Origin of the sequence: Lentzea waywayandensis (assembly GCF_900115955.1) — a bacterium.
GTDB classification, from domain to species: Bacteria; Actinomycetota; Actinomycetes; order Mycobacteriales; family Pseudonocardiaceae; genus Lentzea; species Lentzea waywayandensis.
In genome coordinates this window covers 527,747-554,367 of record NZ_FOYL01000005.1, presented here as the reverse complement: position 1 = coordinate 554,367, position 26,621 = coordinate 527,747, and the positions used below count along the sequence as shown (strand labels likewise).

25 protein-coding genes are annotated in these 26,621 nt (G+C 69.3%); 18 read left to right on the top strand and 7 right to left on the bottom strand.

The window, feature by feature from the left end; all coding sequences use genetic code 11:
- Window positions 1–67: 67 nt before the first annotated feature.
- Together BM417_RS22760 and BM417_RS22755 are read right to left on the bottom strand one after the other, a co-directional pair.
- Window positions 68–2,623 carry a BTAD domain-containing putative transcriptional regulator gene (locus BM417_RS22760; protein ID WP_093597707.1) on the bottom strand — a complete coding sequence of 852 codons (2,556 nt, stop codon included), beginning with the start codon at window positions 2,621–2,623 and terminating at the stop codon, window positions 68–70.
- Between the two features lie 43 nt (window positions 2,624–2,666).
- On the bottom strand, window positions 2,667–2,942 hold the full coding sequence (locus BM417_RS22755; RefSeq protein ID WP_093597705.1) for a hypothetical protein: 276 nt from the start codon (window positions 2,940–2,942) through the stop codon (window positions 2,667–2,669).
- A gap of 745 nt (window positions 2,943–3,687) precedes the next feature.
- On the opposite strand from BM417_RS22755, the gene BM417_RS22750 reads away from it, so the two are divergent.
- Window positions 3,688–6,675, top strand: a complete 2,988-nt coding sequence (locus BM417_RS22750) for an AfsR/SARP family transcriptional regulator (protein WP_093597702.1) — start codon at window positions 3,688–3,690, stop codon at window positions 6,673–6,675.
- Window positions 6,676–6,823: 148 nt separating this feature from the next.
- On the opposite strand, the gene BM417_RS22745 is transcribed toward BM417_RS22750, so the two are convergent.
- Window positions 6,824–7,792, bottom strand: a complete 969-nt coding sequence (locus BM417_RS22745; protein WP_093597700.1) for a flagellar basal body-associated FliL family protein — start codon at window positions 7,790–7,792, stop codon at window positions 6,824–6,826.
- A 119-nt stretch (window positions 7,793–7,911) separates the two neighbouring features.
- Between BM417_RS22745 and BM417_RS22740 the strand changes: the two genes are divergently transcribed.
- Window positions 7,912–8,871 carry an ABC transporter permease gene (locus BM417_RS22740; protein ID WP_245822080.1) on the top strand — a complete coding sequence of 320 codons (960 nt, stop codon included), beginning with the start codon at window positions 7,912–7,914 and terminating at the stop codon, window positions 8,869–8,871.
- Here BM417_RS22740 and BM417_RS22735 read toward each other — a convergent pair.
- Window positions 8,767–9,174 (bottom strand): YjbQ family protein, encoded by a 408-nt coding sequence (locus BM417_RS22735; RefSeq protein ID WP_093597694.1) that lies wholly within the window; start codon window positions 9,172–9,174, stop codon window positions 8,767–8,769. The two genes, BM417_RS22740 and BM417_RS22735, sit on opposite strands and share 105 nt — an antisense overlap.
- 4 nt (window positions 9,175–9,178) lie before the next feature.
- Window positions 9,179–9,736: a sugar O-acetyltransferase gene (locus tag BM417_RS22730; RefSeq protein ID WP_093597691.1), complete on the bottom strand. Its 558-nt coding sequence runs from the start codon at window positions 9,734–9,736 to the stop codon at window positions 9,179–9,181.
- Window positions 9,737–9,758: 22 nt separating this feature from the next.
- On the opposite strand from BM417_RS22730, the gene BM417_RS22725 reads away from it, so the two are divergent.
- The 4 genes from BM417_RS22725 to BM417_RS22710 all read left to right on the top strand — a co-directional run bounded on the left by BM417_RS22725 (window position 9,759) and on the right by BM417_RS22710 (window position 12,918).
- Window positions 9,759–10,712 (top strand): glycosyltransferase, encoded by a 954-nt coding sequence (locus BM417_RS22725; protein WP_093597688.1) that lies wholly within the window; start codon window positions 9,759–9,761, stop codon window positions 10,710–10,712.
- 11 nt (window positions 10,713–10,723) lie between these two features.
- Entirely contained in the window at window positions 10,724–11,188 is a 465-nt protein-coding gene (locus tag BM417_RS22720; protein WP_093597685.1) for a DUF4442 domain-containing protein, read from the top strand.
- Window positions 11,181–12,134: an aminotransferase class V-fold PLP-dependent enzyme gene (locus BM417_RS22715; RefSeq protein ID WP_093597683.1), complete on the top strand. Its 954-nt coding sequence runs from the start codon at window positions 11,181–11,183 to the stop codon at window positions 12,132–12,134. Before BM417_RS22720 ends, BM417_RS22715 begins: the two co-directional genes overlap by 8 nt.
- Before the next feature lie 67 nt (window positions 12,135–12,201).
- Window positions 12,202–12,918: a hypothetical protein gene (locus BM417_RS22710; protein WP_143138756.1), complete on the top strand. Its 717-nt coding sequence runs from the start codon at window positions 12,202–12,204 to the stop codon at window positions 12,916–12,918.
- Window positions 12,919–12,961: 43 nt separating this feature from the next.
- On the opposite strand, the gene BM417_RS22705 is transcribed toward BM417_RS22710, so the two are convergent.
- Together BM417_RS22705 and BM417_RS22700 are read right to left on the bottom strand one after the other, a co-directional pair.
- Complete coding sequence (locus BM417_RS22705; protein ID WP_093597677.1) at window positions 12,962–13,390, bottom strand: ferritin-like domain-containing protein; 429 nt, start codon at window positions 13,388–13,390, stop codon at window positions 12,962–12,964.
- Window positions 13,387–13,830, bottom strand: coding sequence for a hypothetical protein (locus BM417_RS22700; RefSeq protein ID WP_245822115.1), 444 nt, complete (start codon window positions 13,828–13,830; stop codon window positions 13,387–13,389). Before BM417_RS22700 ends, BM417_RS22705 begins: the two co-directional genes overlap by 4 nt.
- A gap of 129 nt (window positions 13,831–13,959) precedes the next feature.
- Between BM417_RS22700 and rimP the strand changes: the two genes are divergently transcribed.
- From rimP to BM417_RS22640, 12 genes are all read left to right on the top strand, one after another.
- Window positions 13,960–14,484: a ribosome maturation factor RimP gene (rimP, locus tag BM417_RS22695; RefSeq protein WP_093597674.1), complete on the top strand. Its 525-nt coding sequence runs from the start codon at window positions 13,960–13,962 to the stop codon at window positions 14,482–14,484.
- The gene (gene nusA, locus BM417_RS22690; RefSeq protein ID WP_093597671.1) at window positions 14,481–15,494 is read left to right on the top strand and encodes a transcription termination factor NusA; all 1,014 of its coding nucleotides are present in this window, start codon (window positions 14,481–14,483) and stop codon (window positions 15,492–15,494) included. The genes rimP and nusA overlap by 4 nt, the downstream gene beginning before the upstream one ends.
- A gap of 117 nt (window positions 15,495–15,611) precedes the next feature.
- Window positions 15,612–15,863 (top strand): YlxR family protein, encoded by a 252-nt coding sequence (locus tag BM417_RS22685; protein ID WP_402905671.1) that lies wholly within the window; start codon window positions 15,612–15,614, stop codon window positions 15,861–15,863.
- Between the two features lie 87 nt (window positions 15,864–15,950).
- Window positions 15,951–19,157 carry a translation initiation factor IF-2 gene (gene infB, locus BM417_RS22680; protein WP_093597665.1) on the top strand — a complete coding sequence of 1,069 codons (3,207 nt, stop codon included), beginning with the start codon at window positions 15,951–15,953 and terminating at the stop codon, window positions 19,155–19,157.
- Window positions 19,158–19,227: 70 nt separating this feature from the next.
- On the top strand, window positions 19,228–19,524 hold the full coding sequence (locus BM417_RS22675) for a DUF503 domain-containing protein (protein WP_093597662.1): 297 nt from the start codon (window positions 19,228–19,230) through the stop codon (window positions 19,522–19,524).
- A gap of 94 nt (window positions 19,525–19,618) precedes the next feature.
- Window positions 19,619–20,068: a 30S ribosome-binding factor RbfA gene (gene rbfA / locus BM417_RS22670; RefSeq protein ID WP_093597659.1), complete on the top strand. Its 450-nt coding sequence runs from the start codon at window positions 19,619–19,621 to the stop codon at window positions 20,066–20,068.
- A 168-nt stretch (window positions 20,069–20,236) separates the two neighbouring features.
- Window positions 20,237–21,223 (top strand): DHH family phosphoesterase, encoded by a 987-nt coding sequence (locus tag BM417_RS22665; RefSeq protein WP_093597656.1) that lies wholly within the window; start codon window positions 20,237–20,239, stop codon window positions 21,221–21,223.
- Window positions 21,220–22,353: an ROK family transcriptional regulator gene (locus BM417_RS22660; protein WP_093597653.1), complete on the top strand. Its 1,134-nt coding sequence runs from the start codon at window positions 21,220–21,222 to the stop codon at window positions 22,351–22,353. Before BM417_RS22665 ends, BM417_RS22660 begins: the two co-directional genes overlap by 4 nt.
- 215 nt (window positions 22,354–22,568) lie before the next feature.
- On the top strand, window positions 22,569–23,870 hold the full coding sequence (locus BM417_RS22655; protein WP_093597650.1) for an MATE family efflux transporter: 1,302 nt from the start codon (window positions 22,569–22,571) through the stop codon (window positions 23,868–23,870).
- A 137-nt stretch (window positions 23,871–24,007) separates the two neighbouring features.
- Window positions 24,008–25,333 (top strand): MFS transporter, encoded by a 1,326-nt coding sequence (locus BM417_RS22650; RefSeq protein WP_093597645.1) that lies wholly within the window; start codon window positions 24,008–24,010, stop codon window positions 25,331–25,333.
- An 11-nt stretch (window positions 25,334–25,344) separates the two neighbouring features.
- The gene (gene truB / locus BM417_RS22645; protein WP_281251343.1) at window positions 25,345–26,232 is read left to right on the top strand and encodes a tRNA pseudouridine(55) synthase TruB; all 888 of its coding nucleotides are present in this window, start codon (window positions 25,345–25,347) and stop codon (window positions 26,230–26,232) included.
- Window positions 26,233–26,243: 11 nt separating this feature from the next.
- Complete coding sequence (locus tag BM417_RS22640) at window positions 26,244–26,564, top strand: hypothetical protein (RefSeq protein WP_093597642.1); 321 nt, start codon at window positions 26,244–26,246, stop codon at window positions 26,562–26,564.
- Window positions 26,565–26,621 lie beyond the last annotated feature (57 nt).

Here is a 26,621-nt window from a genome sequence, read left to right as displayed (position 1 = left end):
CTGAACGCCGGGCAGCGCGCTGGGGGAGGACGCGCGGCCCGGCGTTCAGCGTTTCACCAGGGGACGGTCAGCCCGCCCTGCGGTCGGTGAGGTCCAGCGCCGGTTCCTCGAACCAGCCGAGAGCGCGTTCCCGCTTCACCGCACGCTCGGCGCGAGGTAGCTGGTCCGCAACGACGTCGCGCACCAGCAGATGCCGGAACCCGTACTCGATCTCGCCCGTCTCGCTGTTGCGACCCTGGCGGCGCAGGAAGTCTCGCTGTTCCAGCAGTTCCAGCGCCTTGGCGACCTCGAGAGCGTCACGCTGACCGGTCGCGGCCACCGCTCCGGGCGACACCAGATCACCCGCGACGGCGGCGTCCTGAAGGACGGCCTTCACCTCGAACGGCAGCGAGTCGAGCTGAGCGGTCAGCACTCCACGCACTGATGGCGGGACAGGCAGCGAAGCGTCGTTCTGCACGCACGGCATGCGTGGGTCGGCCACCATGCGGGCGTACTCGGTGGCGAACAACGGGTTGCCGCCCACGCACGTCACCAGCGCCTGCCACAGTTCGGACGACAGCTCGCGGGTGTGCAGCAACGAGTTCAGCAGGCTGCGCGTTCCGTTGTGGGACAACGGCTCCAGGCTGATCGTGGTGGCATTGCGCTTGCCGCCGAACCACGACGGCCGGCGCTGCAGCAGTTCCGGCCGCGCGGTGGCGATCACCAGCAACGGCACGGAACCGGCGTGCTCGCTCAGTTCCTCCACGAAGTCGAGCACCACGTCGTTCGCCCAGTGCACGTCCTCCAGGAGGACGACCAGCGGGTCGGACTCCGCGACCTCCTCCAGGAACCGCCGCCACGCCGGGAAGTCCGCCTGCACGCCGGGGCCGGGTTCGGCCAGGCAGGCGAGGCTCCCGTGCAGCCGGTCCGCGAGCTCACCGACGCCGACCAGCGACGCGAGAGCGGCCCGCAGCGTTTCGAAGGAGGAGAAGCCGCTCACGACGTCCGAAAGTGGCCCAAAGCCGTGGTCGTCGCCGAAAGCCGTTGCGGTGCCGCGCAAAGCGGTCGAACAAGAAGACGTGAGTTCGTTGACGAGCCGTGTCTTGCCCACGCCCGCTTCGCCGAGCACGGTCACGAAGTGCGGGCGTCGGCGCGTGCGGACCTCGTCGAGAAGCCCTTGCAGCACCAGCAACTCACGCTCGCGCTCCACGAACGGCACGGCGGCCTGCGAACGGCGGGTCGCACCACGCGGCGACACGCACGAGACCGCCTGCCAGCCTCCGGTCGGGGCGCCATCGGCCTCCCACGTCACGGAACCGGCTGCCTCACGGGTCGCGGAGCACGCACGAACGGCACCCAGCGGAGACAACGCCATCAGCTGACGGCACTGGTCGAGCAGCACGCCCGTGGCAGTGGGCGCACCGGACGAAGGCAGACGCACGAGAGAGTCGCCGGTCGCCACGCCGATCTGCACGTCCGCGACGGCAGCCAGCCGGTCGCGGATGGCCAACGAGGCACGCACGGCGCGGTCGGCGTCGTCCTCGGCGGTCTTGGGGACACCGAACAGAGCCAGGAACACGGAACCGACGTTGCCGCCGACGACGCCGCCCAGGCGGGAAACCTCGGCGGAGACGACGGAAGCGACTTCCTGGTGCACCGCGTCGACGTCCTCCGGGTCACCGTCACCGGCCGCGAGACCGAGCTGGGCGGACACCATCACGACGCTGACGAGCTTGCGCTCCACGGTCGTCACGTCCATCGCGCCCACGGCGACCGGCGGAGCGACGGGCTGTGCGACGGGTGGCGTGATCACGACGGGAGCGGACACGGGAGAAGCCTGGCCGACGGCCAGCAGGTGCCTGCGTTGCACCGACGGCGGAAGGTCCAACGCGGGGGCGTGGTCGAGGATCGCGCGCTCCAGTTCCTGGAGCTCGCGGCCCGGTTCGAGGCCGAGCTCCTCCACCAACGCCGCCCTGGTACGGCGGTAGACGCTCAGCGCGTCCACCTGCCGGCCACACCGGTAAAGCGCGAGCATCAGCTGCCCGTTGAGCCGTTCGCGATAGGGCTCCACCTCGATCAGCGACTCCAGCTCGCCGATGATCTCGTAGTGCCTTCCGCAGGCGAGTTCTGCCTCGAAGCAGTCCTCCTGCGTCGCCAGCCGCCCGTCTTTGATGGCGGTCAGCTCCGGCCAGTTGATGCCGGTCTCCGCAAGATCCGCGAGCACCGGTCCGCGCCACAAGCTCAGTGCCTTGCGGAGCACCTTCGCGGCGGCGGGCCAGTTGCCAGAGGAGAGTTCACCTCGTCCCTGTTCGGTCAGCTGCTGGAAGCGCGACAGGTCGAGGGAGTTCTGGTCCACGCGCAGCAGGTACCCCGGCGCGTGGGTCAGCAGCAGTGCGGACCCCTCGGGGTTGCTGCCGTGGGGAGTGAGAACGCCTCGCAGCCCTGAGACGGCGTTCTGGAGCATCTTGCGCGCCGTGGGCGGGACATCCCGCGACCACAACGCCTGGAGCAGCTTGCTCGTCGCCACCACTCGGTTGGCGTGCAGCAGGAGGAAACCCAGAGCCGCGCGCTGCTTGACGCCGCCCAACGGCACGGGCAGGTCGTCGTCGAGGACTTCCAGTGAGCCCAGCAGGTGGAATCGCATGGTTCTGGCCTCCTTTGGTGCTTATCCGGACGGAGGGAAGAGATCAGCCCCAGGGAGTGTCGTCGCCCCACGGGGTGTCGCCGTCGGTCGGAAGCGTCGGCAGGGTGATGGACCGTCCCCACGGGGTGTCGTCGGAAGTGACTGTGCCCCAAGGGGTGTCGCCGTCGTTGACGATCTGGCTCCAGGGGGTGTCACCGCCCAGGCCCTTGCCCCACGGGGTGTCGTCGTCGGCCTGTGCGGTGCCGGCGAAGAGCGTCAACGCCAGGGCCGCCGGGATGGCGGAGAGAACCAGAGCGGCAGCGGTCGTCTTGCGGATCATGTCGGCCTCCTCTTTCTTGGTCGGACCTTGGCTCGAGTTGTGCTTCAGACACCTTCGAGTGGTGTCTGAGAACGAAGTTAGAAGTGCCGCCCATCGCCGCTCTATCGCGCACCCACCGCGTATCAATCGGCCGTGATGGCGGGGCCTGGGCGACCAATTGAGACGCTTCAATAGCTGACCCGCCAGTCAGCACACAGCTGTTACTACGCAGGGTGGTCGCTTATCCGGAGAATTAGGTGCGGTGTACCGCAATGGTTGGGTGCGGTTAGCGATCCGAACGAACCGCTTGTGCCGCTCGGAGTAGTCCCGATGAGACGTTCAGGCTGCTTGGCGGCATGCCGTACGATCGTCGTGAAGTCCGCCGCCGCAACGATGAATTCTCGGGTTCACGCACTGTTTGATCTGCCACGATGCCCTGGATCTGATCATCTCCAAATGAGATGCCTATTGAGATCAGGCGCATTATGGTGGATCGTGTAGTCATGCACAAGAAGGATCTTGACAGTTTTCCTCACCGAGGCTAACTTCGGAGATCATCACCCATCGAAGTGGCCGCATGCAGTTGATGCAACCGGAGGTCAAACACGAGATGTGAAGGATTTTCATCTTAAATCGATCTTGAGATGACGTCCTGGAAGTGCCTTTTTCCGCGTCTTCGGTAAATGTGATTCGGTAACGGTGAAAACGACCGGAGCGTGAGGTGCAGGGGCATTGCGGGAAATAGAGGCGCGAGGGGTCGTCCGTCATGAGCTCCGCCCCTGATGAGGAACTGATTTTCAAGCTGCTCGGACCGATCGAGGTGATCGGGGCCGAGGAGCAGGTACAGGTGCCGCCAGGACGTCAGCAGACGATCCTGGGCGCATTGCTGCTCGAAGCCAATCGCGTTGTCAGCATGGACCAGCTGATAGACCTCGTCTGGGAGCACACCCCGCCGTCGACCGCACGGGCGCAGATCCAGATCTGCGTGTCCGCGCTCCGGCGGGAGTTCGCGCGAGTCGGCGTCGACGCCCAGATCGAGACCCGCCAGCCCGGCTACCTGCTGCGCGTCGCCGCGGACAAGATCGACACCTTCCTCTTCGAACGCCGCGTGGCCGACTCCGACGCCGCCGTCCGCCAGGGCCGCATGGAAGAGGCGTCGACGGTGTTGCGCGCGGCTTTGGCGTTGTGGCGCGGACCCGCACTCGGTGGCGCCGGGGCCACGTTGCAGAACAAAGCGTTGCGACTCGACGAGAAACGCCTGTCGGTGCTGGAGAACTGCGTCGACATCGAGTTGTTGCTGGGTCGGCATCACGCACTCATCGGTGAATTGCAGAGCATGGTGACCGAACACCCGCTGCGAGAACGCCCGCGTGGCCAGCTGATGCTCGCGCTCTACCGCTCCGGCCGGCAGTCCGAGGCGCTCGACGTTTACCGCGCCGGCCGCGACCTGTTCATCGAACACCTGGGCCTCGAACCGAGCGACCAGTTGCGCAAGCTCGAGACCGCGATCCTGACCGACGACGAGGTGCTGCGCCTCGATCAGGAGAAGTCGGTTCCGGTCACCGTGCAGAACGTCGTGTCACCGCACCAGCTTCCGGCCACCATCTCGGACTTCATCGGCCGCCAGGACGTCGTGGCGCGCGCCGAGACCGTGCTCTCCGGCGACCACATGACCATGCCGGTGGTGAACATCTCGGGCAAGGCGGGCATCGGTAAGAGCGCTCTCGCGGTCCACGTGGCCCATCGCGTCGCGGCCGAGACCTACCCGGACGGCCAGCTGTACTGCGACCTGCGCGGCACCCAGGCGCAACCGGCCACGCCGGCCGAAGTTCTCGGCCGGTTCCTGTCCGCGTTGGGCGCCGTGGGCTCGACTTTGCCCGACGGTGTCGACGAGCGGGCGGACATGTACCGCAGCATGCTCGCGAACCGCCGCGTGCTGGTGGTGCTGGACGACGCGGGCAGCGAGTCGCAGGTGCACCAACTGCTTCCGGGCTCGCCCACGTGCGGTGTGGTCGTCACGAGCCGCACCCGGCTGACCGGTCTCGCCGGATCTCATTTGGTCGACGTCGACTTCATGGACTCCGATGACGCTCTGGAGTTGTTGGGGCGCATCATCGGCACGCAACGCCTCCAGAGCGAACCGGTCGCCGCGGCCGCGTTGGTGGACGTCGTGGGAGGGCTCCCACTGGCGCTGCGCATCATCGGCGCCCGCCTCGCCGCCCGCACGCACTGGAGCCTCGCCTCGATGGTCGGCCGCCTCGCCGACGAACGGCACCGCCTGGACGAACTGGTGCACGGCGACATGGTCGTGCGCGCCAGCCTGTCGCTGACCTACGACGGCCTGGAACCCGACACGTGCCGGGTGATGAGGCTGATGTCGTTGCTGGAAGCGGAAAGCCTGCCCGTCTGGACGGCTTCGGCGCTCACCGACGACGACCGCCACCGCGGCTTCGACCTGCTCGAGCGTCTCGTCGACGCCCAACTGCTGGACGTCGTCGGCAGCGACATCACGGGCCTGCCCCGCTACCGCTTCCACGACCTGATCCGCTTGTTCGCCAAGGAACAGCTCGCGGTGCACGAGGCCCCGGCCACGCAACTGGCGTCGGTCGAACGAGTGGCCGGCGGCTGGCTCGCGATGGCGGAACAGGCACACCAACGCCTCTACGGCGGCGACTTCACCGTCCTGCACGGCAACGGCCGGCGCTGGCAGCCCAGCGCCCCGTACCTCGACCAGGTGCTCCAGGACCCGTTGGGCTGGCTGGAAAGCGAACGCCCGAACATCTGCGCCGCCGTCCTCCAGGCCGCCGACGCCGGCCTGGACGAGCTGTGCTGGGACCTCGCGATGACGCTCGTGACGTTGTTCGAGACCCGCAGCTACCTCGACGACTGGCAGCAGACCCACGAACGCGCCCTGGACGCCGTGCGCAAGGCGGGCAACAAGCGCGGCACTGCGGCCCTGCTGTGCTCGCTAGGGTCGTTGCACCACAGCCAACGACGCATGGACGCGTCCCGTGCCGCACTCGAACCGGCGCTGGAGCTGTTCACGGAGCTCGACGACAGCCACGGGCTCGCGCTGGTGCGCCGCAACCTCGGCCTGCTGGAGTACAACGAAGGCCGTCCGGAGATCGCCCTGAGGATCTTCGAGCAGTCGCTGGCGGGCTTCAAACGCGTCGGCGACGTCGTCGGCCAGGCCTACGTGGTGTCGCAGCTGGCACAGCTGTCGCTGGACCGCGGCGAACACGAACTGGCGGTCGGTCAGCTGCGCGGCGCCCTCGGCATGTGCCGCGAGATCTCCAGCCCGCGCGTGGAGGCCCAGGTCCTGTACCGGCTCGGCAGCGCGATGCTGGTGCAGGGGCGCTACGAGCAGGCGCAGCAGCTCATCACGTCGGTGCTGGGAATGGTGCAGCGCTCCGGCGACACCGTGGGGGAGAGCTACGCGCTGCACTCGCTCGGCCTGATCCACGGCCGCATGCGCATGTTCGCCGAGGCCGGACGCCTGCTGCGGCGCGCGATCCGGCTGTGCGAGGAGAACCTCGACCGGGTCGGGGCCGCGCGGATCCGGCTCGACCTCGCCCAGTTGGTGTCGCAGCGCGGGGAGACGTTCCACGCGATCGCGATCGTGGAGCAGGCGATGATGACGTTCCAGGAACTGCGGCTCGCGCTGTGGGAGAGCAAGGCGCTGGCGGTGCTGGAGAAGATCACCGTCGAGAACCCGCTGCCCGCCGCCGTCACGTCCAACGGCGGCGCGCGGTAGGCCGGTGGGCGGCCGCCTTCGAAACGTGGCGTGGCAGAACGCGAGCGGCTTGCCTTCGAAACGTGGCGTGCCGACTTCTTGCCGGCGCTCGTGATGACCGCCGTCCGTGCCCGCCGCCGCCTCGTTGGACGGCGGCGCGCGGTAGGTCCTAAGAGGTCGGCGTCAGCGAGTCGACCATCTTCTGCAGGTCGGACTCCTTGAGCAGCGGCGGGTTGGTGCCGCCTCCGCCGCCCTCCAGGTCGCCGTTCACGGCCAGCACGTGCAGCTTGTTGCTGCCGTTGAGCACCACGACCTTGACCATGCCCTTGCTCGCCAGGCACTTGTTGCCGGTCTGGGTGATCGTGGCGTCGATCTGCACGCCGTCGACGACGACCTTCGTGCCGTCCTTCTGGGTGTGCTGGATCTTCACCGGCTTGGGCTCGGTGGTCGTCACCTTGGGGTCGCCGCCCGACGAGTAGTACTGCGTGGCGAGGGCCTTGGTGAAGTCGGTGGCCGCCTTGTTGATGTCGCTCTTCGGGAGCAGCGTGCCGCCGTTGGTGCCCTTGGTGAACGGCTTGCCCTCGCACGTGTAGTCGCCGTAGGTGGTGATGCCGGACAGCGAGATGCCCTCGATCCCCTCCACCGGGATCTTGGCGTCGGCGATGACGTCCCAGCTCTTCGGGACCACGTAGTTGTAGCCGAGCGCCGTCTCGATGCACTGCTGGCCCTCGTTCTTCGGGCAGGCGGCGTCGGTCGGTTGCGCGGAGGTGCTGTTCGAGGTGGACGGGTCGGGCTGCGCGCTCGTGTTGTCCGGGCGCGACATCAGGAACCAGGTGAGGCCGCCGCCGATGAGCAGGACGAGGACGACGGCGCCCATCACGAGCCAGAGCGTCTTCTTGCTCTTCTTCGGCGGCTCGTTGTCGAAGCCGCCGTACACGCCGAGGCCGCCGTACCCGCCGTAACCCTGCTGCGGGAACTGGCCCTGTTGCGGGAACTGGGGTTGCTGCTGCGGAAAGCCACCGGTCTGCGGGTAGCCGCCGGTCTGGTAGCCACCGCTGGGGTAGTCACCCTGTTGCTGCTGGCCCCAGCCCTGCTGGTCGTTCCAGCCGCCCTGTCCGCCGCCACCTGGGTAAGTCACGGGGAAACGGTACCTGGTGGGTCTGACAGAGGCTTAATTCATCGGGCGTTGACTTCAGGATCGTGCGAGGCGTAGCGTGCCCGTTAAATTCAACGCATGATGAACTTAGGAGGCGGATGATGCGCACCGCGCTGGTCACCGCCGTCGCAGGCGCGGCGGTGGCGTTTCTGCTGGGCCTGCTGACCTTCGGCGTGCAGGCGACCGTGCACCCGCACGACGTTCCGCTCGCCGTCGTGGCACCTCCGCCGATCGCGGAGAAGGTCAGATCCGCAGACTCGGCCGAGGTCGACATCCGGGTCGTGTCCGCGGACGAGGCGCGGAACCTCCTGGCGGACAAGGAGGTCTACGGCGTTCTGGAGATCGCGCCCGGTCAGGCGACGATCCGGCTGAACCCCGCGGTCAACCCGTCCGGCACGCAGGTCGCGCAGCAGGTGCTGACCGGCGTCGCGCAGGGCGCGGGGCTGCCGGTGAGGATCGACGCGCAGGCACCGACGGCCGCCGAACGCACGGCACCGCTCGCCGCGAGTGCGTTGCTGTGGGTCGGCGGGATGATCGCCGGACTGCTGTTCGTGGTGCTGAAGGGCAGCAGACTGAGGTGGCTGTCGGCGCTGACCACGGCCGTCCTGGTCACCGGCTCGACCGCGGGCCTGCTGGCGTGGTGGGGCGTCACGTTCGACGCCGAGGCGCTCACGTTCCTGCTCGCCGTCGCCGTGTCGTTCGCGCTGCTGCAAGCGGGGCTGTTCAAGCACCTCGGCATCCGCGCGATGGGAATCCTCGGCCTCCTCTACCTGATGGCGCCCGCCGTCGCGGGTCAGGTGCCGGAGTTGCTGAACCCGGCCTACAAGGCGGTCCTGTGGTCGTGGACGCCGTTCCGGTTCTCGGCGGAAGGCCTGCGCAGCCTCATGTACGACGGGTCCGTCAGCACCGAGTGGTGGGTGTTCGGCGGGCTCGCGCTCGTCGGCCTCGTGCTGTTGCTAGCCGGCAAGAAAGCTCAGCCGGACCGTGCGGACGGGGTTGTCGACGTTGGTGTCGACGAGACAGATGGACTGCCACGTGCCGAGCATCAGCACACCGCCTAGCACCGGGATCGTCGCGTAGGGCGGCACCAGCGCGGGCATCACGTGGTCACGGCCGTGGCCAGGGGTGCCGTGCCTGTGCCGCCACTTCACGTCGCGGGGCAGGATGCGTTCCAACGCGGTCAGCAGGTCGTCGTCACTGCCCGCGCCCGTCTCGATGATGGCGACGCCCGCGGTCGCGTGGGGCACCCACACGTGCAGCAGGCCGTCGCCGTTCTCGCTGTCGAGGAACCGCTGGCATTCCCGCGTCAGATCGTGCACGACCTCGTCGGCACCGGTGCGGATCTGGATCTCCTCGCTGCGCATGACCTCAGATCTTACGAACCACCCGTGCGGGGTTGCCGACCGCGAGCACGTGAGCAGGCAGATCCCGCGTCACGACGCTGCCCGCGCCGACCACCGTGTTGTTGCCGATGGTGACGCCGGGGCAGACGATCACGCCGCCGCCGAACCACACCTTGTCCCCGATGACGATCGGCGCGGTCGTCTCCCAGCCCTCGATCCGCGCGTCGTGGTCCTCGATGGGATGCAACGCCGTCAGCAGCTGCACGTTCGGACCCATCATCACGTGATCGCCGATGGTCACCGGGCCGCAGTCGAGGATGACGCCGCCGTAGTTCATGAAGCTGTTCGCGCCGATGCGGGTGTTGTAGCCGTACTCGATCTGAAGGCGCTGCATGAACGTCGAGTTCTCGCCGATCTCCGCCACGAACCCCTTGAGGATCGCGTACATCCCGTCGAGGTCCTCCGGGTCGTGCGCGTTGAACCGCGCCATCTCACGCCAGCCGCGGCGCCGGTCCGCGTCCAGCTCGGGGTCCGCAGGGAGGTAGGGCTCGCCGTTGATCATCTTCTCGCGGTTGGTTCCCATGAGGACTCAGTATCGTCAGATCATGCGCGTGCTCTTCGCCAGCATGGCCACCGTCGGCCACACCTATCCGTTGATCCCGCTGGCGTCGGCCTTCCGCGCCGCCGGCCACGAGGTGCACTTCGCGGTCGGCGAGGAGATGCACCCGGTGCTCGGGAAGCTCGGGCTGCGTCCCTTTCGGCCGGGGCTCGTCTTCGGGGAGATCTACGCCGAGGACATCGCGCCCGAACTGGAGCGGTTGCTGCCTGACCTCGTCATCGGCGAGTGGGCGGTGCCCGAGGTCGTGACCGAGGCGCGGCGCCGCGGGTTCTCCGCGCTGTGGCACGGGTTCGGGCGGATGTTCCCCGACGGCATCGGCTTCGTGCGGCCCACCGGCGGACGGCACCTCGACATCTGCCCGCCGTCGTTGCAGGACGCCGCTTTCCTGAGACAGGAGCGGATCCCGCTGCGGCCGGTGCCGTTCTCGCCGCCCGGTGACGTGCCGGTGCGCACCGCGGGGAAGCTCATCTACCTCACGCTCGGCACGGCGTTCGGCACGCGCGAACTGCTCGCCGAGGCGGTCGTGGGGCTCGGCAAGATCTCCGAGGCACAGGTGATCGTGGCCGCGCCGCGCGTCGGTCTCCGCGACGTGCCGCCGAACGTGACCGTGTACCCGTGGCTGCCCCAGGCGGAGGTGCTCCGGTACGCGGACGTCGCCGTTCACCACGGCGGCAGCGGCACGATGCTGGGCGCGCTCGCCGCGGGGGTTCCCCAGGTCCTGCTGCCGCAGGGCGCGGACCAGTTCGGCAACGCCGACGCGCTCGTCGCGGCCGGTGCGGCACTGCGGCCGGCGGCGTTCAGTGCCGGGCCGATCGCGGACTGTGTGCGGCAGCTGTTCGTGGACTCCTCCTACCGCGAAGCCGCTGGTCAGATCACCCGGGAGATACGTCACATGCCCTCGCCCGAGGAAGTTGCGGACAGTCTGGCGAGCGTTGTGTAACACTGTTTTTTATGAAGGCAAGCCGCCTGCGCTTCGGGATGAACCTGTGGCCGCCGTTCCTGTTCGCCGGCATCCGCGTCGTGGAGATCTCGCCGGACTACCGGTACGCACGGGTGCGGATGCGTCTGCGCCCGTGGAACCGCAACTTCTTCGGCACCCACTTCGGCGGTTCGCTGTTCGCGATGACCGACCCGTTCTGGGTGTTGCTGCTGTTCAACCAGCTCCAGGGCGAGCACGTCGTGTGGGACCAGGCGGGCGAGATCGAGTTCGTCGCGCCCGGCCGCGGCACCGTGTACGCCGAGTTCCGGCTGACCGACGAGCACGTCGCGCAGGTGCTGGAGCAGACCAGCGGTGGCGAGAAGGCCTTGATCTGGTTCGAGACGGACGTCGTCGGGCAGGATGGAACCGTGATCGCACGGGTGAAGAAGCAGGTCTACGCGCGCCGTAAGCGCGGCAAGCAGCTCGCGCATGCGTGAGGCCTTCGGAGCGGTCTTCGACGTCGAGCCCGGTTACCTGAACACGGCGTCCATCGGCGTGCCGCCACGGCATGTCGCCGACGCGGTGACGGCGTCGCACGAACGGTGGCGGCGCGGCCAGGACACGTCGTCGACGTTCAACGAGGCCGTGGAGACCTCGCGCGAGGCGTTCGGACGGCTGATCGGGGTGCCCGCGGAGTCGGTCGCCTGCGGCGCCACCGTGTCGCAGTTCGTGTCGCTGGTCGCGCAGTCGCTGCCGGCCGGCTCGAAGGTCTTCGTGGACCCCGGCGACTTCACCAGCGTCACGTTGCCGTTCGTCGCCGCCGGGCACCAGATCGTGTCCACAGTGGACGAGTGCGACCTCGTCGCGATGAGCGTGGTCCAGTCTGCCGACGGGAAGATCGCGGACCTCGACGCGTTGCGGGCGTCGGGCAAACCGGTGCTGCTCGACGTGTCGCAGGCCGCCGGGTGGAGGCCGTTGTCGTTGGCGTGGGCCGATTTCGTCGTCGGCGTGGCCTACAAGTGGCTGATGGCACCGCGCGGCGCGGCCTGGATGGCGGTGCGGCCGGACCGGATGTCGTCGCTCAAGCCGTTGGCGGCCAACTGGTACAGCACGGGCGAGAACTACGGCACCGAGCTGGTGCTCCGTTCGGACGCACGGCGGTTCGACCTCTCGCCGACGTGGTTCTCGCACGTCGGTGCGGCGGTCGCACTCCCGTGGGTGGCCACCCTGGACCTCGAAGCCGTGCGCGCGCACTGCGTGAGCCTGACGGATCGCCTCCTGGGTGGACTGGGGCTGCCGCTCAACGGCTCGGCGATCGTCTCAGTGGGCAGGCCACCCGTTCAGGGGGTCGTTTCCTCGGTCCGCGCAGGTCGCACGCGGTATGCGTGTCACATGTACAACACGATCGAGGACGTTGATCGGGTGCTCGAAGCGCTCGCGTGACTGCCGTCCGTTACCGTGGGTCCTTGTGTCGGAACCACGCCAGTCACCTGAAGAGGTGACCCAGAACATGCCTCGCTTCCCACCGAGGCCCACCGACACCGCGCCGTTGTACCCGGCCGACGAGCTCGTGAAGCTCCAGTCGATCATGGACAACCGCCAGGGGCAGTTGCCCGCGCCGCCGCCTCCGCCCCAGCGCAAGTCGACCTGGGTGGGCAAGGCGCTGGCGCTCGTCGGCGTCGCGGTGGTGTCGGGGTTCGTGTGGTGGGTGCTGCAACCGTCGGACCCGATCGACCGGCAGGTCGCGCAACCGCAGAAGACCGCGGGGGAGTTCGAGTTCACCACCGTGCCGGAGTTGCCGGAACCGGTGAAGGACAGCGACTGCGCGGCCCACGCGACGAGCCAGACGCAGGCCTTCTTCAAGACCACGCCCTGCCTTCAGCTGACGCGTGCCTTCTACACGGCCAAGTTGCCCAACGGCAGCACCGTGTACTCGTCGGTGTCCGTCGTGAAGATGAAGACGGCGGACGAGGCCCGGCAGCTGCGCGAGCTGACCCAGAAGGACGGCACCGGCAACGTCAAGGACCTGGTGCTGGACAAGGCCATCAGCGTGCCGCCGCTGACCACGCTGGCCAACGGCGGGTACGCCTCCGAGCAACGCGACCAGCTGGTCGTGATCGTCGAGTCCGACTCGCCGACCAGGGGCGCCGACGCGCTCGCGCACAACAAGGAGATGAAGCGGGTCTCCGCGGACGCGATCAGGCTCGCGTCCTCGTTCGGCGGCTAGCCCGTGGCCCAGAACGTTGCCGGACGCGATCAGGCTCGCGCCACTAGCCCGAGGCGACGCCCGGCATCGTGATCGACGCCGGGGTCGTCCCCGCCGTCCTGCGCCACCGCGTCGCGCGGACGGCGGCCGTCGTCAGGGCTTCCAGAGCCGACGTGCGCAGCCCGGGGTCGTCGGTCCGCTCCAGCACACCGCGCCACGCGGCACAGGTGTCCTGCTCGACGGCCACCAGCGCGGCGAGCGCGGAAGGCCCGTCCGACACCGGCGTGGGCGGCAGGTAGGCGGCGGCGGGCGGGTTCGGGGTCGAGCCGTGGTCACGCAGCCACCGCTCGGTCGTGTCCCGGCGGGCCCGATGAAGGTTCGCGCCCTCCGCCACGGCGGCGGCCTGGTCGCCCAGGAACGCCGACACCATGCCGTAGGTCCACAACGCCGCGTGCTCGGTTCCGAGCGCGGTCTGCACGGATTCGACGCTCATGCGAGCACCTCCCGCAGCGAGGCGCAGCCCGCGGCCACCGAGCCGACGAGACCGGCGCGGTAGGTGGGCAGCTTGGCGACGGCGGCCGAGGCCTCGCGGACGGACTCGTCCAGGGCGGTCCGCAACGCCGCCAGCGGGTCGGGAGGCGTGGGCGGCGCGGTGGGGGCGGGCGGCGCCGTGGACGACAGCGGCGGGCGTTCGCGGTCGACCTCGGCCTGCAACAACGAGGCGTGCGTCTCGCGGGCCTTCGCGATCTCAGCGGCCGCGGGCACCGTCGTCAGCGACTGGGCCAGCTTGGCGTCCGCGCGCGCCTGCGCCGCGAGGGCCGACAGCGGGTCCGGCGGCGGTGGCGGCGGAGGTTCTGTGGTGCACGCAACGGCGAGCGGTGCGGCGGCCACCGCGAACAGCACACGGCGGCGGCTGACCGATTCGGAGATCACGCGAACCCATATTGCCAGCAGCCGTGCGGCGCGGTGGGAGCCGGGCGAAGGAGATAGTCTGGTCGTCCACGGCCGCCGAAAGTACCGTCGGCCGGGGTTTTCATGCGTTCGAACTGAAGGAGACACCACGTGTCCAGCCCGCCGCGCGGAGAGCTTTCCGCGCAGCTAGCACCCGTTGTGCGGGAAGCTCTCGAAGCCGCCGGCTTCGACCTCGACGCGCTCGACGTGAATCAGGCTGGGCGCCGCCGTCTGGTCAAGGTCGTCGTGGACGGTGAGGACGGCATCGGGCTCGACGAGGTCGCCGAGGCGAGCCGCGTGGTCTCCGCCGCACTCGACGAGCACGACCACATCATCAACGGGCCGTACACCCTCGAGGTCACCTCGCCGGGTGTCGACCGTCCCCTGACGCGCCCGCGCCACTGGAAGCGCGCTCACCTGCGTCTCGTGAAGATCAAGCAGCCGGAGAAGGCCGAGTGGTTCGGCCGGGTCGGCGAGTGCGACGAGACCGGGGTCGAGCTGCTGCACAAGGACGAGCTGCGGCGCGTGGAGTACCGCCATATCGAACGCGCGGTCATGGAGATCGAGTTCAAGCAGCCGCCGGTCGAGGAACTGGCTCGGCTCACTCGGAAAGCACCGAAGGAGGAGCCGAGGTGAACGTCGACATCGCCGCCCTGAGGGCGATCGAACGTGAAAAGGACATCCCCTTCGAGACGGTCCTGGAGGCGATCGAGTCAGCACTGCTGACCGCCTACAAGCACACCGAAGGGCACGCCACGCATTCGAAGGTGGAGATCGACCGCAAGACCGGTGTCGTGCGCGTCATCGCGCAGGACCTGGGGCCGGACGGCGCGGTGCAGGAGGAGTGGGACGACACTCCCGAAGGCTTCGGCCGCATCGCGGCCACCACGGCGCGGCAGGTCATCCTGCAGCGCCTGCGCGACGCCGAGCACGAGCGCACGTTCGGTGAGTTCGCCGCCAAGGAGGGCGAGATCATCGCGGGTGTCGTGCAGCGCGACGCCCGTGCGAACGCCCGCGGCATGGTCGTCGTGCAGGTCGGCGACACCGAGGGCGTGCTGCCGCCGGCCGAGCAGGTGCCGGGCGAGCAGTACAACCACGGCGAGCGCATCAAGTGCTACGTCGTGAGCGTGTCGCGCGGTGCCCGCGGGCCGCAGATCGCCCTCTCCCGCACCCACCCGAACCTCGTGCGGCGGCTGTTCGCCCTCGAGGTCCCGGAGATCGCGGACGGCACCGTGGAGATCCCCGCGGTGGCACGTGAGGCAGGTCACCGTTCGAAGATCGCGGTGAAATCAACGGTTGCCGGAGTGAACGCCAAGGGCGCCTGCATCGGCCCGATGGGTGCCCGTGTGCGCAACGTCATGCACGAGCTCGGTGGCGAGAAGATCGACATCATCGACCACTCGGACGACGCCGCCACGTTCGTCGGGAATGCCTTGTCCCCGGCCAAGGTTGTGTCCGTGCGAGTGCTCGACGAGCGAGCCAAGACGGCGCGCGTCGTGGTGCCGGACTTCCAGCTCTCGCTGGCGATCGGCAAGGAGGGCCAGAACGCCCGCCTGGCCGCCCGTCTGACGGGCTGGCGCATCGACATCCGCAGTGACGCGGAGGCTCCGGCAGCCGGTGCGGTCACATCCGGTTCGGCTGAGTGAGCTCCAGGGGATAGAATTATCAACGGTTCAACGTCGGGAGCGGTCTCCCAGCACATCGGCCCTGTTCGTACGTGCATTGGATGCCGTGCCCGGACGTTGCCGTCTGAGCTGCTGCGTGTGGTCGCGGTGGACGGTTCGGTGGTTCCGGACGTCCGTCGGCGGCTTCCTGGTCGAGGTGCTTGGTTGCATTTCGATCTCGAATGTCTCCGCAACGCCGAGCGGCGACGGGCGTTCTCGCGGGCCTTCAAGGTCCAGGGAGCACTCGACGTCGCTTCGCTGCGCGAGCACGTGGAGCAGCAGCAAGGGAACTTGGCCTCGGGACAGCCCCGCGGCCAACAAGCAACAAGGAAGCAGGTCGACCCGTCATGAGTCAGCCGTGAAGCTGAAGACATGAACGCGCGACGTTAAGACGAGGTCGATGGGACTTGCCCGCCGGCCTCACTACCTAGGAGAGCAGTGGCAGGCAAGGCCCGCGTGCACGAGCTCGCAAAAGAGCTTGGTGTTACGAGCAAGGAAGTTCTCAACAAGCTCGCCGAACAAGGCGAGTACGTGAAGTCCGCGTCCTCGACCGTCGAGGCCCCCGTGGCCCGGCGGCTTCGTGACGCCTACGAAGCCAAGTCCTCGAAGCCGTCGGCTCCCAAGCCGGCCGCTCCGAAGCCCAAGGCACCCGCACCCGCTGCTGCCGCGGCGCCCGCCGCTCCGGCGGCGGAGTCCAAGCCGGCAGCATCCGACAAGCCCGCCGCGCCCAAGGCCTTCCCCGGCCCGAAGCCCGCGGCTCCGCGCCCTCCGGCGCCCAAGCCCGCTCCGGCAGCTCCTGCCGCGCAGGCCCCGGCTCCCGCGGCGCAGGCTCCCGCTCCCGCCCAGCAGCCCCAGGCTCCGGCCGCCGCACCGGCACCCGCCGCGTCGGCTCCGGCCGCCCCGAAGGCTGCCCCGGCTCCGGCCGGTGGCTCCAAGCCGGGCAGTGGCCCGCGTCCGGGCCCGCGCCCGGCTCCGCAGCAGCAACCCCAGCAGCCGCAGGCTCCGGCCGCGTCCGCTGGTGGTCAGTCCCCGTCCGTGGTGCCGCCGCGCCCGCAGTCTTCCAAGCCTGCCGGCCCGCGTGCCCCGCGTCCGGGCAACAACCCCTTCGGCGTCGGTGGCGGCAACGCTCCCTCGCCGCGTCCGGGGCCTCGTCCCGGCCCGCGCCCGGAGCAGGGCGAACGCCCCTCCGGCCCGAAGCCCGGCGACCCGCGCCCGGCGAACCCTCGTCCGAGTGGTGCGCCTGGTCAGGGTGGTCAGCGTCCGGCTGCCGCACAGGGTGGCGGTCGTCCCGGCCCCGGCCAGGGCGGTCCTCGCCCGGCGCCCGGTCAGGGCGGTCCCCGTCCCAACCCGGGCAACATGCCCCCGCGGCCGAACCCCGGCATGATGCCGGGCAACCGTCCGGCCGGTAACCGGCCTGGTCCCGGCGGTGGCGGCGGTGGCCGTCCCGGTGGCGGCGGCGGTGGCGGCGGTCGTCCCGGTGGGGGCGGCGGCGGTGGCGGCGGCGGCTTCCGCGGAGGCGGCGGTGGCGGTGGCGGCGGTGGCGGCTTCCGTCCCGGTGGCGGCGGTGGCGGTGGCGGTGGCTTCCGTCCCGGTGGCGGCGGTGGCGGTGGCGGTGGCTTCCGTCCCGGCGGTGGCGGCGGCGCAGGCGGCGGTGCCCCTGCCGGTGGTGGCGGCGGTTTCCGCGGTCGTCCCGGGGGTGGCGGCGGCGCAGGTCGCGGCGGTACCGCTGGTGCCTTCGGTCGTCCGGGTGGTCCGGCGCGTCGTGGACGCAAGTCCAAGCGGCAGAAGCGCCAGGAGTACATGGACAACATGCAGGCGCCTTCGGTCGGTGGCGTCCGCCTGCCCAAGGGGCAGGGCGAGACGATCCGCCTGCCGCGCGGTGCCTCGCTGACCGACTTCGCCGACAAGATCAACGCCAACCCGGCGTCGCTCGTGCAGGTGCTCTTCCACCTGGGCGAGATGGTCACGGCGACCCAGTCGGTGTCCGACGAGATCCTGGAGCTGCTCGGCTCCGAGATGAACTACGTCGTGCAGGTCGTGTCTCCCGAGGAGGAGGACCGCGAGCTGCTGGAGACGTTCGACATCACCTACGGCGAGGACGCCGGTGACGAGGACGACCTCCAGATCCGTCCGCCGGTCGTGACCGTCATGGGTCACGTCGACCACGGTAAGACGCGACTGCTCGACACGATCCGCAAGGCGAAGGTGGCCGAGGGCGAGGCCGGTGGCATCACCCAGCACATCGGTGCCTACCAGGTCCAGACCGAGCTCGAGGGCAACCCGCGGCTCATCACCTTCATCGACACCCCGGGTCACGAGGCGTTCACCGCCATGCGTGCTCGTGGTGCGAACGCGACCGACATCGCGGTCATCGTCGTCGCCGCCGACGACGGCGTGATGCCGCAGACGGTCGAGGCGATCAACCACGCGCAGGCCGCTCAGGCGCCGATCGTGGTCGCGGTCAACAAGATCGACAAGGAGGGTGCGAACCCCTCCAAGATCCGCCAGCAGCTCACCGAGTACGGCCTCGTCGCCGAGGAGTATGGCGGCGACACGATGTTCGTCGACATCTCGGCGAAGCAGGGCATCAACATCGACAGCCTGCTCGATGCCATCCTGCTGACCGCCGACGCGTCGCTGGACCTCCGGGCCAACCCGGACATGGAGGCCCAGGGTGTCGCGATCGAGGCTCACCTCGACCGCGGTCGCGGTCCGGTCGCCACGGTTCTCGTCCAGCGCGGAACGCTCCGCGTCGGCGACTCGATCGTCGCGGGTGACGCGTACGGTCGCGTCCGCCGCATGGTCGACGAGCACGGCGACGACGTGCACGACGCGACCCCGTCGCGTCCGGTGCAGGTCATCGGTCTGACCTCGGTGCCGCGCGCCGGTGACTCGTTCCTCGTCGTCGACGAGGACCGCGTCGCCCGCCAGATCGCCGAGCGTCGTCAGGCCCGCACCCGCAACGCCGCCAATGCGGCGAAGCGCAAGCGCGTCAGCCTGGAGGACCTGGACGCCGCGCTGAAGGAGACCAGCGCTCTCACCTTGATCATCAAGGGTGACAACTCGGGTACCGTCGAGGCCCTCGAGGACGCGCTCATGAAGATCGAGGTCGGCGACGACGTCGAGCTGCGCGTGATCCACCGCGGTGTCGGTGGCATCACCGAAGGCGACATCAACCTCGCCGTGGCCGGTTCCGCCATCGTCCTGGGCTTCAACGTCCGGGCCGAGGGCAAGGCGACCGAGCTCGCGAACCGCGAAGGTGTGGACGTCCGGTACTACACGGTCATCTACCAGGCGATCGACGAGATCGAGGCGGCCCTCAAGGGTCTCCTCAAGCCGGAGTTCGAAGAGGTCCAGCTCGGCCGCGCCGAGGTCCGCGACGTCTTCAAGTCCTCCAAGGTCGGCACGATCGCGGGTTGCATGGTCCTGTCGGGCGAGATCCGCCGCAACGCGCGTGCTCGCCTGATCCGTGACGGCAAGGTGATCGCGGAGAACCTCCCGATCAGCTCGCTCAAGCGGTTCAAGGACGACGCCACCGAGGTCCGCGAAGGTTTCGAGTGTGGTCTCACGCTCGGCAACTACAGCGACCTGAAGCTGGAAGACATCATCGAGACCTTCGAGATGCGCGAGAAGCCGCGCGCCTAGTCGGTCGATGAGGGGTGCGGAGCCGTTTAACCGGTGGCTCCGCACCCTTTTCTTCTGGAGGATCTTGCCCATGTACGTGGGGGCTCTGGAACTGGACGTGCTCTTGGGTGACGTCCACTCGTTGAAGGAGAAGCGCTCGGTGGTCCGGCCCGTGGTGGCCGAGCTGCGCAAGCGCTTCGAGGTCGCTGTCTCCGAAGCCGGTCATCTGGACCTGCATCGGCGCAGCTTGATCGGGGTGGCGGCAGTCGCCGCCGACCTGGAGCACGTCAGGGACGTCCTCGCCGCCTGTGAAAGGCTGGTCGCCGGACGTCCCGAACTGGAACTGCTTTCAGCACGGACAAGGCTGGTCGGGCCCGAGGACGAGTGACCGCGGCTCCAACTGGAACCGCACTGTCGCTCATTGCCTTTCGGGTCCGGACGCGTTTTCGCCGGGCCGGAGGACGACTAGGAAGGGGAGGCTCGTGGCCGACACGGCACGTGCCCGCAAGCTCGCCAAGCGGATCTCGCAGATCGTGGCTTCGGCTCTGGAGCACGAGGTCAAGGATCCGCGGTTGGCTCGGGTCACGATCACCGACACCAAGGTGACCGGGGATCTGCACGACGCGACCGTTTACTACACGGTGCTCGGTGAGCGCCTCGACGTCGAGCCCGACTTCGTCGGTGCCGCTCTGGCGCTGGAGAGCGCCAAGGGTGTGCTGCGGTCGATGGTCGGAGCTCAGACGGGGGTGCGTTTCACGCCCACGCTGACGTTCATGACCGACACCGTGCCGGACGAGGCTCGGAAGATGGAAGAGCTTCTCGCCAAGGCTCAGGCCTTGGACGCCGAGGTGGCTCGGCGCGCGGTGGGAGCTGCTCCCGCCGGCGAGGCCGACCCGTACAAGGCTCCTCGTGAGGACGACGACGAGGACTGACGAATACCGACCGAGGCGGACACGTGCGAACGTGTCCGCCTTTGTGTTGCCCGGCCACGGGTCCTGCCGTTCGTCCACATGGCACACAGGCGTGGAAATCGGATGGAAACTGTCTTGTCTGAGGGTGCCGTACAACATTTCGAGACGGTGAGCGGCTAACGTCTCCCTGTGGCAGACGACCTGAGCACCACCATTGCCGAGGCCGCGCGGTTGCTGGCCGGCGCCCGTGATGTGACCCTGCTTAGTCACATCAACCCCGACGCGGACACGCTCGGGAGTGCTCTTGCGGTGGGACTCGCGCTGCACCGGCGCGGAGTGACGGTGCGGGTGGCCTTCGGCGAGCCCGAGGGCGTGCCCGAAAGCCTGAAGGCGCTGGACACGGCGGGATTGCTGGTGCACCGGGACGAGGTGCCGGAGCAGCCGGAGTTCCTGGTGGTCATGGACACGGGAAGCTTGCAGCGGCTCGGACCGCTCGCCGGCCGGGTGGCCGCCTGCACCGGGCCCGTCATCGTCGTGGACCACCACGTGTCGAACACGCGGTACGGAACGTTGAACTGCATCGACGACCGTGCGGAAGCCACGGCGCTCATTGCGCTCAAGTTGCTCGACGAGATGGACGTCGAGATCGACGAGCCCATTGCCCGGTGCATTTACGCCGGGCTCGTGACCGACACCGGGGGCTTTCGGAAGGCAGGGCCCGAGGCTCACCACACCGCCGCACGGTTGCTGGAGACCGGAGTGGACGCGTACGCCGTTACGCGGCCGTTGATGGACGCGCATCCGTTCGCGTACCTCGGAATGTTGTCGCGCGTGTTGGCCAAGGCGGAGCTTGACCAGAAGGCCGCACACGGCCTGGGACTGGCGCATGCGGTCGTGAGCCTCGATGACGCGCGTGGGGTGCGCAGCGAAGAGGTGGAGAGCGTGATCGACGTGGTGCGCTCCGCTTCTGAGGCCGAGGTCGCGGCTGTGCTGAAGGAACTGCGGCCTGGGTTCTGGTCCGTGTCGCTGCGGGCCGTCAGCCGGGTCGACGTTCGTGAGGTGGCGCAGGTGCTCGGCGGCGGTGGGCATCGGCTGGCGGCCGGGTTCACCTTCGACGGGGCAGCGGAGCAGGTCGTCACCGCGCTGAAGGGCGCGTTGGAGCAGGTGGGGTCATGACACGGACAGGGAGCCCGCGGCTGCTGCGGGAGATCAACGACCGGGCCGCGATCGAGACGCTGCTGCGCAGTGGGGCGATGACGCGGGCGGAGCTGGAAGAGGTCATCGGGCTGTCCAAGCCCGCGACCGCCCAGCTGCTGGCGCGCCTCGAAGAGGACGGCATGGTCGTCCGCACCGGGTTGCGCGGCGGTGGGCGCGGGCCTCGGGCGCAGATGTGGGCCGTCAACGGCGGCGTCGGGTACGTGGCCGCGGTGGCGTTGACGGCTGAGCTGATCGACGTGGCCATCGCGGACATCACCGGGTCGTTGCTGGCCGAGCACAGTGCGCCGATGCCGAAGGAGAACAGCCTTCAGGTCTTCCGGGAGACGGTGCAGAAGGCGGCGGCGCTGGCTGGGCTCAGGCTCGACGCGTTGTCGCACGTCGTCGTCGGCACGCCTGGTGCGGTGGATCCGGCCACCGGCCATCTCGGGTTCGCGCCGCACCTGCCGGGGCTGGTCGACGTCGACCTGCCCTCGACGTTGCGCGAGCTGCTCGGCACGTCGGTGTCGATCGAGAACGACATCAACCTCGCCGCGCTGGAGGAGATGAGCTCCGGCAAGGCGGCCGGGGTGCGCAACTTCGTGCTGTTCTGGCCCGCGGACGAGATCGGGTCGGCGGTCGTGGTCAACGGCGTGCTGCTGCGCGGCGTCACGGGCGGCGCGGGTGAGATCGACTCCATGCAGGTGCCCGGCGGGCGCTACGGCGACCAGGTCGACAGCGACGCGATCGTGGCGCTGGCGGCCGAGTACGGCATCAAGGAGTCGTCGGGGCTCGAAGCGGTGGCGCACGCGCTCAACGCCGGCACCGAGGGACGGGCGTTCCTCACGGTTCTCGCGCACCGGATAGCGCTTGGGCTCGCGAACGTCGTGTGCGTGCTCGATCCGGAGCTCGTGTTGCTGTCCGGTGGGGTGGCGCACGCGGGTGGCGAGACGCTGTGCGATCTCGTGGCCGCCGAGCTGTTGAAGCTCGTGGTGCCGCGGACGCCGGTGTACCTCGCGCAGATCACCGCGAACCCGGTGCGGGCGGGGGCGTTGCACTCGGCGCTGGCCGTGGCGCGCGAGCAGGTGTTCGGGCTGCCCCAACGGTCGTGAGTGGCCGCCGTCACCGCACGGCCCTGGTCGTCACCGCCAAGTGCCGCGACCGGCAACCTTCACCGCGCCTTCGACGCTCAGCAGAGCGCCTAGCGGCAGCGGCCCCACGCCCACAGCCGACCAGGATGAGGACGCGGGGCCGGCACCACGATGCACTCGTCTGACCGCCGAAGACGGGGCAAAGGCCGCCGGTCGCGGCACGTAGGGTTCGTCAGGTGGAGGATCGGGTTCCCGCTCGGCGGGTGATCGGACTGGCGGTGCCCGCTCTGGGGGTGCTGGCGGCCGAGCCGTTGTACGTGCTCGTCGACACGGCGGTGGTCGGGCACCTGGGGGCGTTGCCGCTCGCCGGGCTCGCGCTCGGCGGTGTGCTGCTCACGCAGGTGTCCACGCAGCTGACGTTCCTCTCGTACGGCACGACAGCGCGCACGGCTCGGTTGCACGGGGCTGGGCGGCGTCAGGAGGCCGTCGAGGAGGGCGTGCAGGCGACATGGCTGGCGCTGGCCGCCGGTGTGCTCGTCGTGCTTCTGGGGCAGCTGTTCGCGCGGCCGTTGGCGGAGCTGCTCGCCGGTGGTGGTGCCGTGGCGGACGCTGCGGTGGAGTGGGTGCGCATCGCGTTGTTCGGTGCGCCGTTCATCCTCGTCACGATGGCCGGCAACGGGTGGATGCGCGGCGTTCAGGACACCAAACGGCCCCTGAAGTACATCCTGATCGGCAACGGCATCAGCGCGGTGCTGTGTCCCACGCTCGTCTACGGCGCGGACTGGGGGCTTGAGGGCTCCGCGGTCGCGAACGTGGTGGCGCAGGTCCTCTCGGCCGGGTTGTTCTTCAAGGCGCTCTTCGCGGAGCACGTGTCGTTGAAGCCGCAGTGGACCGCCATGCGCGCGCAGCTCGGCATGGGGCGTGATCTGGTGTTGCGGAGCTTGGCGTTCCAGGCGTGCTTCATCAGCGCGGCGTCCGTGGCGGCGCGGTCGTCCGTGGCTGCCTTGGGTGCGCATCAGGTCGTGTTGCAGCTGTGGACGTTCCTCGCACTTGTGCTCGACTCACTGGCCATCGCGGCGCAATCGCTTGTGGGCGCGGCGCTGGGGGCGTCGAAGCGCAGGCAGGCGGAGAAGCTCGCTTGGCAGATCACGCGGTACGGGCTGGTGTTCGGCATCGGGCTCGGGGTCGTGTTCGCGGCGCTGTTCACGGTGCTGCCGCGGGCGTTCACGACGGACGCCGGGGTGCTGGGCGAGATCCCGAACGCGTGGTGGTTCTTCGTTGCGCTGCAACCGATCGCGGGCGTGGTGTTCGCGTTGGACGGTGTGCTGCTGGGCGCTGGTGACGTGAAGTTCATGCGGACCGCGACGCTCGGATCCGCGGTGGTCGGGTTCCTGCCGCTGGTGTGGGCCTCGTACGCGTTCGGGTGGGGTCTCGCCGGGATCTGGACGGGGCTGTCGGCGTTCATGGTGCTGCGGCTCTTGGCCGTCGTGTGGCGCACGCGGTCGGGGGAGTGGGCCGTCGAGGGCGCGGTGCGATAGGGCGTGTGAGCAGGCCCACGGGCACGAAGCCCCGATCGGACGCTGTGTCCGACCTCACGGCATGAAATCGTTACCAAGAAGGTTGTTTAGGCGATGTAACTAATGTCTGCCTGCCTCCGACCTGGGAGAGTGCCGCCTTGCCGCCGGTCGATCGCGCCACCCGAACCTCGTGGCTGATCTGGACCATCGCCGTCTTCGTCTACTTCGCCGCCCTGTTCCACCGCACCACGCTCGGCGTGGCCGGACTGGAGGCGAGCGAACGTTTCGGGCTCGGACCCGCTCAGCTCGGTGTGTTCACCGTGCTGCAGATCGGGGTCTACGCCCTCATGCAGATTCCCACCGGCCTGCTGGTGGACCGCTACGGGCCGCGCCGGGTGCTCACCGTCGCCGCCCTGCTCATGGGCACCGGCCAGGTGCTCTTCGCCATCGCCGACTCGTACGGGCTTGGGCTCGTCGCGCGGGCCGTGCTGGGCATGGGTGACGCGATGACGTTCATCAGCGTGATCCGGCTCGTCGCGACGCACTTCCCGCCGCGCCAGTACTCGCTCGTCGTCGCGGTCACGGCCGCGATCGGTGGTGTCGGCAACCTCGTCGCCACCGTGCCGCTGACCCTCATGCTCGGCTCGATCGGGTGGACGTGGGCGTTCCTCATCGCGGGCGGGGTGACCGCGCTGTACTCGGTCGTGGCGTTCCTGCGGGTGCGGGACGTGCCCACCGGTTTCGTCGCGCCGAAGCCGGAACCCGTGCCGTTGCGCAAGATCTGGCCGAAGGTGCGGCAGGCGTGGAGCGTGCCCGGCACCCGGCTCGGGTTCTGGGCGCACTTCAGCACCATGTCGACGCCGGCCGTGATCGGTCTGCTGTGGGGCTACCCGTACCTCGTGCAGGCGCAGGGGATGTCGCCGCGCGCCGCGTCCTCCACGCTCGGCCTGCTCGTGATCGGCGCGATCGTGGCGAGCCCGATCATCGGCGGCCTGTTCTCGCGCAACCCCGAGTGGCGCATGCCGATCTCGGTCGGGTTCCTGGCGTTCGCGTTCACCGGGTGGGGCGTGCTGCTGCTGTGGCCGGGTGGGCACGTGCCGACGCCGGTCATCGCTGTGGTGTTCCTCGTGCTGACCGTGGGCGGGCCGATCTCGGGCGTGGCGTTCGCCCTCGCCCGCGACTACAACCCGTCGCACCGCCAGTCCACCGCGAGCGGCCTGGTCAACGTCGGCGGCTTCCTCGCGGTGACCGTGACCGCGCTCGGCGTCGGTGTGCTCCTGGACCTCGTCGAGGGTGTGCTGGCGCCCGCCACGGCGTTCCGCATCGCGTTGAGCTTCTGCGTGCTGGTGCTGGTTCTGGGCGGCTGGCGGATGCTCGTGTGGTGGCGTCGCGCGCGTGCCGCCGTGTTCGAGGCGGAGGAGCGTGGTGAGACGGTGCCGGTGCAGATCCGGCGTCGTCGTTGGGACGCTCTGCACGTCGCTTAAGCTTCTGCGCCGTGAAACCCTCTGTTGCACCGGGCCTGGTCGTCGTCGACAAGCCGGACGGCATGACCTCGCACGACGTGGTGGCGCGAGTGCGCAGGATTCTCGGCACCCGCAAGGTCGGGCACGCCGGCACGCTGGACCCGATGGCGACCGGCGTGCTCGTGCTCGGCATCGAGCGGGCGACGAAGCTCCTCGGCCACCTCGCCCTCGACAGCAAGGCCTACCTCGCGACGATCGTGCTCGGCGCGTCCACCACCACGGACGACGCCGAGGGCGAGGTGCTGTCCACTGAGGACGCTTCCGACGTCGCGGACGACGCCGTCGCGGCCGAGATCGCCAAGCTGACCGGCCCAATCCAGCAGGTGCCGTCGTCCGTCTCCGCCGTGAAGATCGACGGCAAGCGCGCCTACGCACGGGTGCGCGCCGGTGAGGACGTCGAGATTCCCGCACGCCCCGTGACCGTGCACCGGTTCGACGTGCTGTTCTCACGCCGTGAGGACAAGCGTGTGCTGTTGGACGTGATGGTCGAGTGCTCGTCCGGCACCTACGTGCGCGCGCTGGCCCGCGACCTCGGCGCCGCACTGGGCGTCGGCGGACACCTGGGAGCGTTGCGGCGCACCAGGGTCGGCCCGTTCGACCTCCGCGTGGCCAAGACCCTCGCGCAGCTGGAGGAGACCCCCGGCCTGTCGCTGGACCTGGACTCCGCGGTGGCGACGGCGTTCCCGCGCCGGGAGATCGACCCGACCGAGGCCTCGGCGCTGTCGCACGGCCAGCGGTTGCGCGCGGGCGGGATCGAGGGGACCTACGGGGTGTTCGGGCCGGACGGGCACGTCATCGCGCTGGTCAAGGACGAGGGCACGGCCTGCAAACCGGTAGTGGTGCTGAGCCCCGCCGACTAGCCTCCGCAGGTGTGAGGCGAGGTCTGTGGTCCGCCGCGCTCTACCGGCACGACGGCCAGCTCTGGGTGCGGCGGCGGTGGCGGAGGTTCGCGCTGGAACCGGGCATGACCGCGGAGCTGACCCGCGCAGGGTGCCGGCGGAGGCTGACGATCTGGTCGGGCAACGAGGCGGTGTGGTCGTGCACCTACCGGCCGAGCTTCTGGAACTCGCTGGTGAAGGGCGTCTTCGACGTCACCGTGGCGGATCCGGAGGATTTCGACTTCGGTGTGCTGGTGTCGAACGTGCTCGGTGAGCCGGGCCGGTTCGAGCGGTATCGGGCGGGCGGCGGGTAGTCCGTGGCCGAGGCGCCCTGAGGTCAGCCGGCTTGTCGTTGTGCCCGAAGTCGATCC

Excerpts from the sequence above, each read along its gene's own strand:
- BM417_RS22715 (WP_093597683.1), top strand. The coding sequence starts at position 11,181 with ATGCGTGAGGCCTTCGGAGCGGTCTTCGACGTCGAGCCCGGTTACCTG.
- BM417_RS22750 (WP_093597702.1), top strand. The coding sequence starts at position 3,688 with ATGAGCTCCGCCCCTGATGAGGAACTGATTTTCAAGCTGCTCGGACCG.
- BM417_RS22675 (WP_093597662.1), top strand. The coding sequence starts at position 19,228 with ATGTACGTGGGGGCTCTGGAACTGGACGTGCTCTTGGGTGACGTCCAC.
- BM417_RS22720 (WP_093597685.1), top strand. The coding sequence starts at position 10,724 with ATGAAGGCAAGCCGCCTGCGCTTCGGGATGAACCTGTGGCCGCCGTTC.
- BM417_RS22755 (WP_093597705.1), bottom strand. The coding sequence starts at position 2,942 with ATGATCCGCAAGACGACCGCTGCCGCTCTGGTTCTCTCCGCCATCCCG.
- BM417_RS22735 (WP_093597694.1), bottom strand. The coding sequence starts at position 9,174 with ATGCGCAGCGAGGAGATCCAGATCCGCACCGGTGCCGACGAGGTCGTG.
- BM417_RS22740 (WP_245822080.1), top strand. The coding sequence starts at position 7,912 with ATGCGCACCGCGCTGGTCACCGCCGTCGCAGGCGCGGCGGTGGCGTTT.
- BM417_RS22710 (WP_143138756.1), top strand. The coding sequence starts at position 12,202 with ATGCCTCGCTTCCCACCGAGGCCCACCGACACCGCGCCGTTGTACCCG.
- BM417_RS22725 (WP_093597688.1), top strand. The coding sequence starts at position 9,759 with ATGCGCGTGCTCTTCGCCAGCATGGCCACCGTCGGCCACACCTATCCG.
- BM417_RS22760 (WP_093597707.1), bottom strand. The coding sequence starts at position 2,623 with ATGCGATTCCACCTGCTGGGCTCACTGGAAGTCCTCGACGACGACCTG.
- BM417_RS22660 (WP_093597653.1), top strand. The coding sequence starts at position 21,220 with ATGACACGGACAGGGAGCCCGCGGCTGCTGCGGGAGATCAACGACCGG.
- BM417_RS22705 (WP_093597677.1), bottom strand. The coding sequence starts at position 13,390 with ATGAGCGTCGAATCCGTGCAGACCGCGCTCGGAACCGAGCACGCGGCG.
- BM417_RS22730 (WP_093597691.1), bottom strand. The coding sequence starts at position 9,736 with ATGGGAACCAACCGCGAGAAGATGATCAACGGCGAGCCCTACCTCCCT.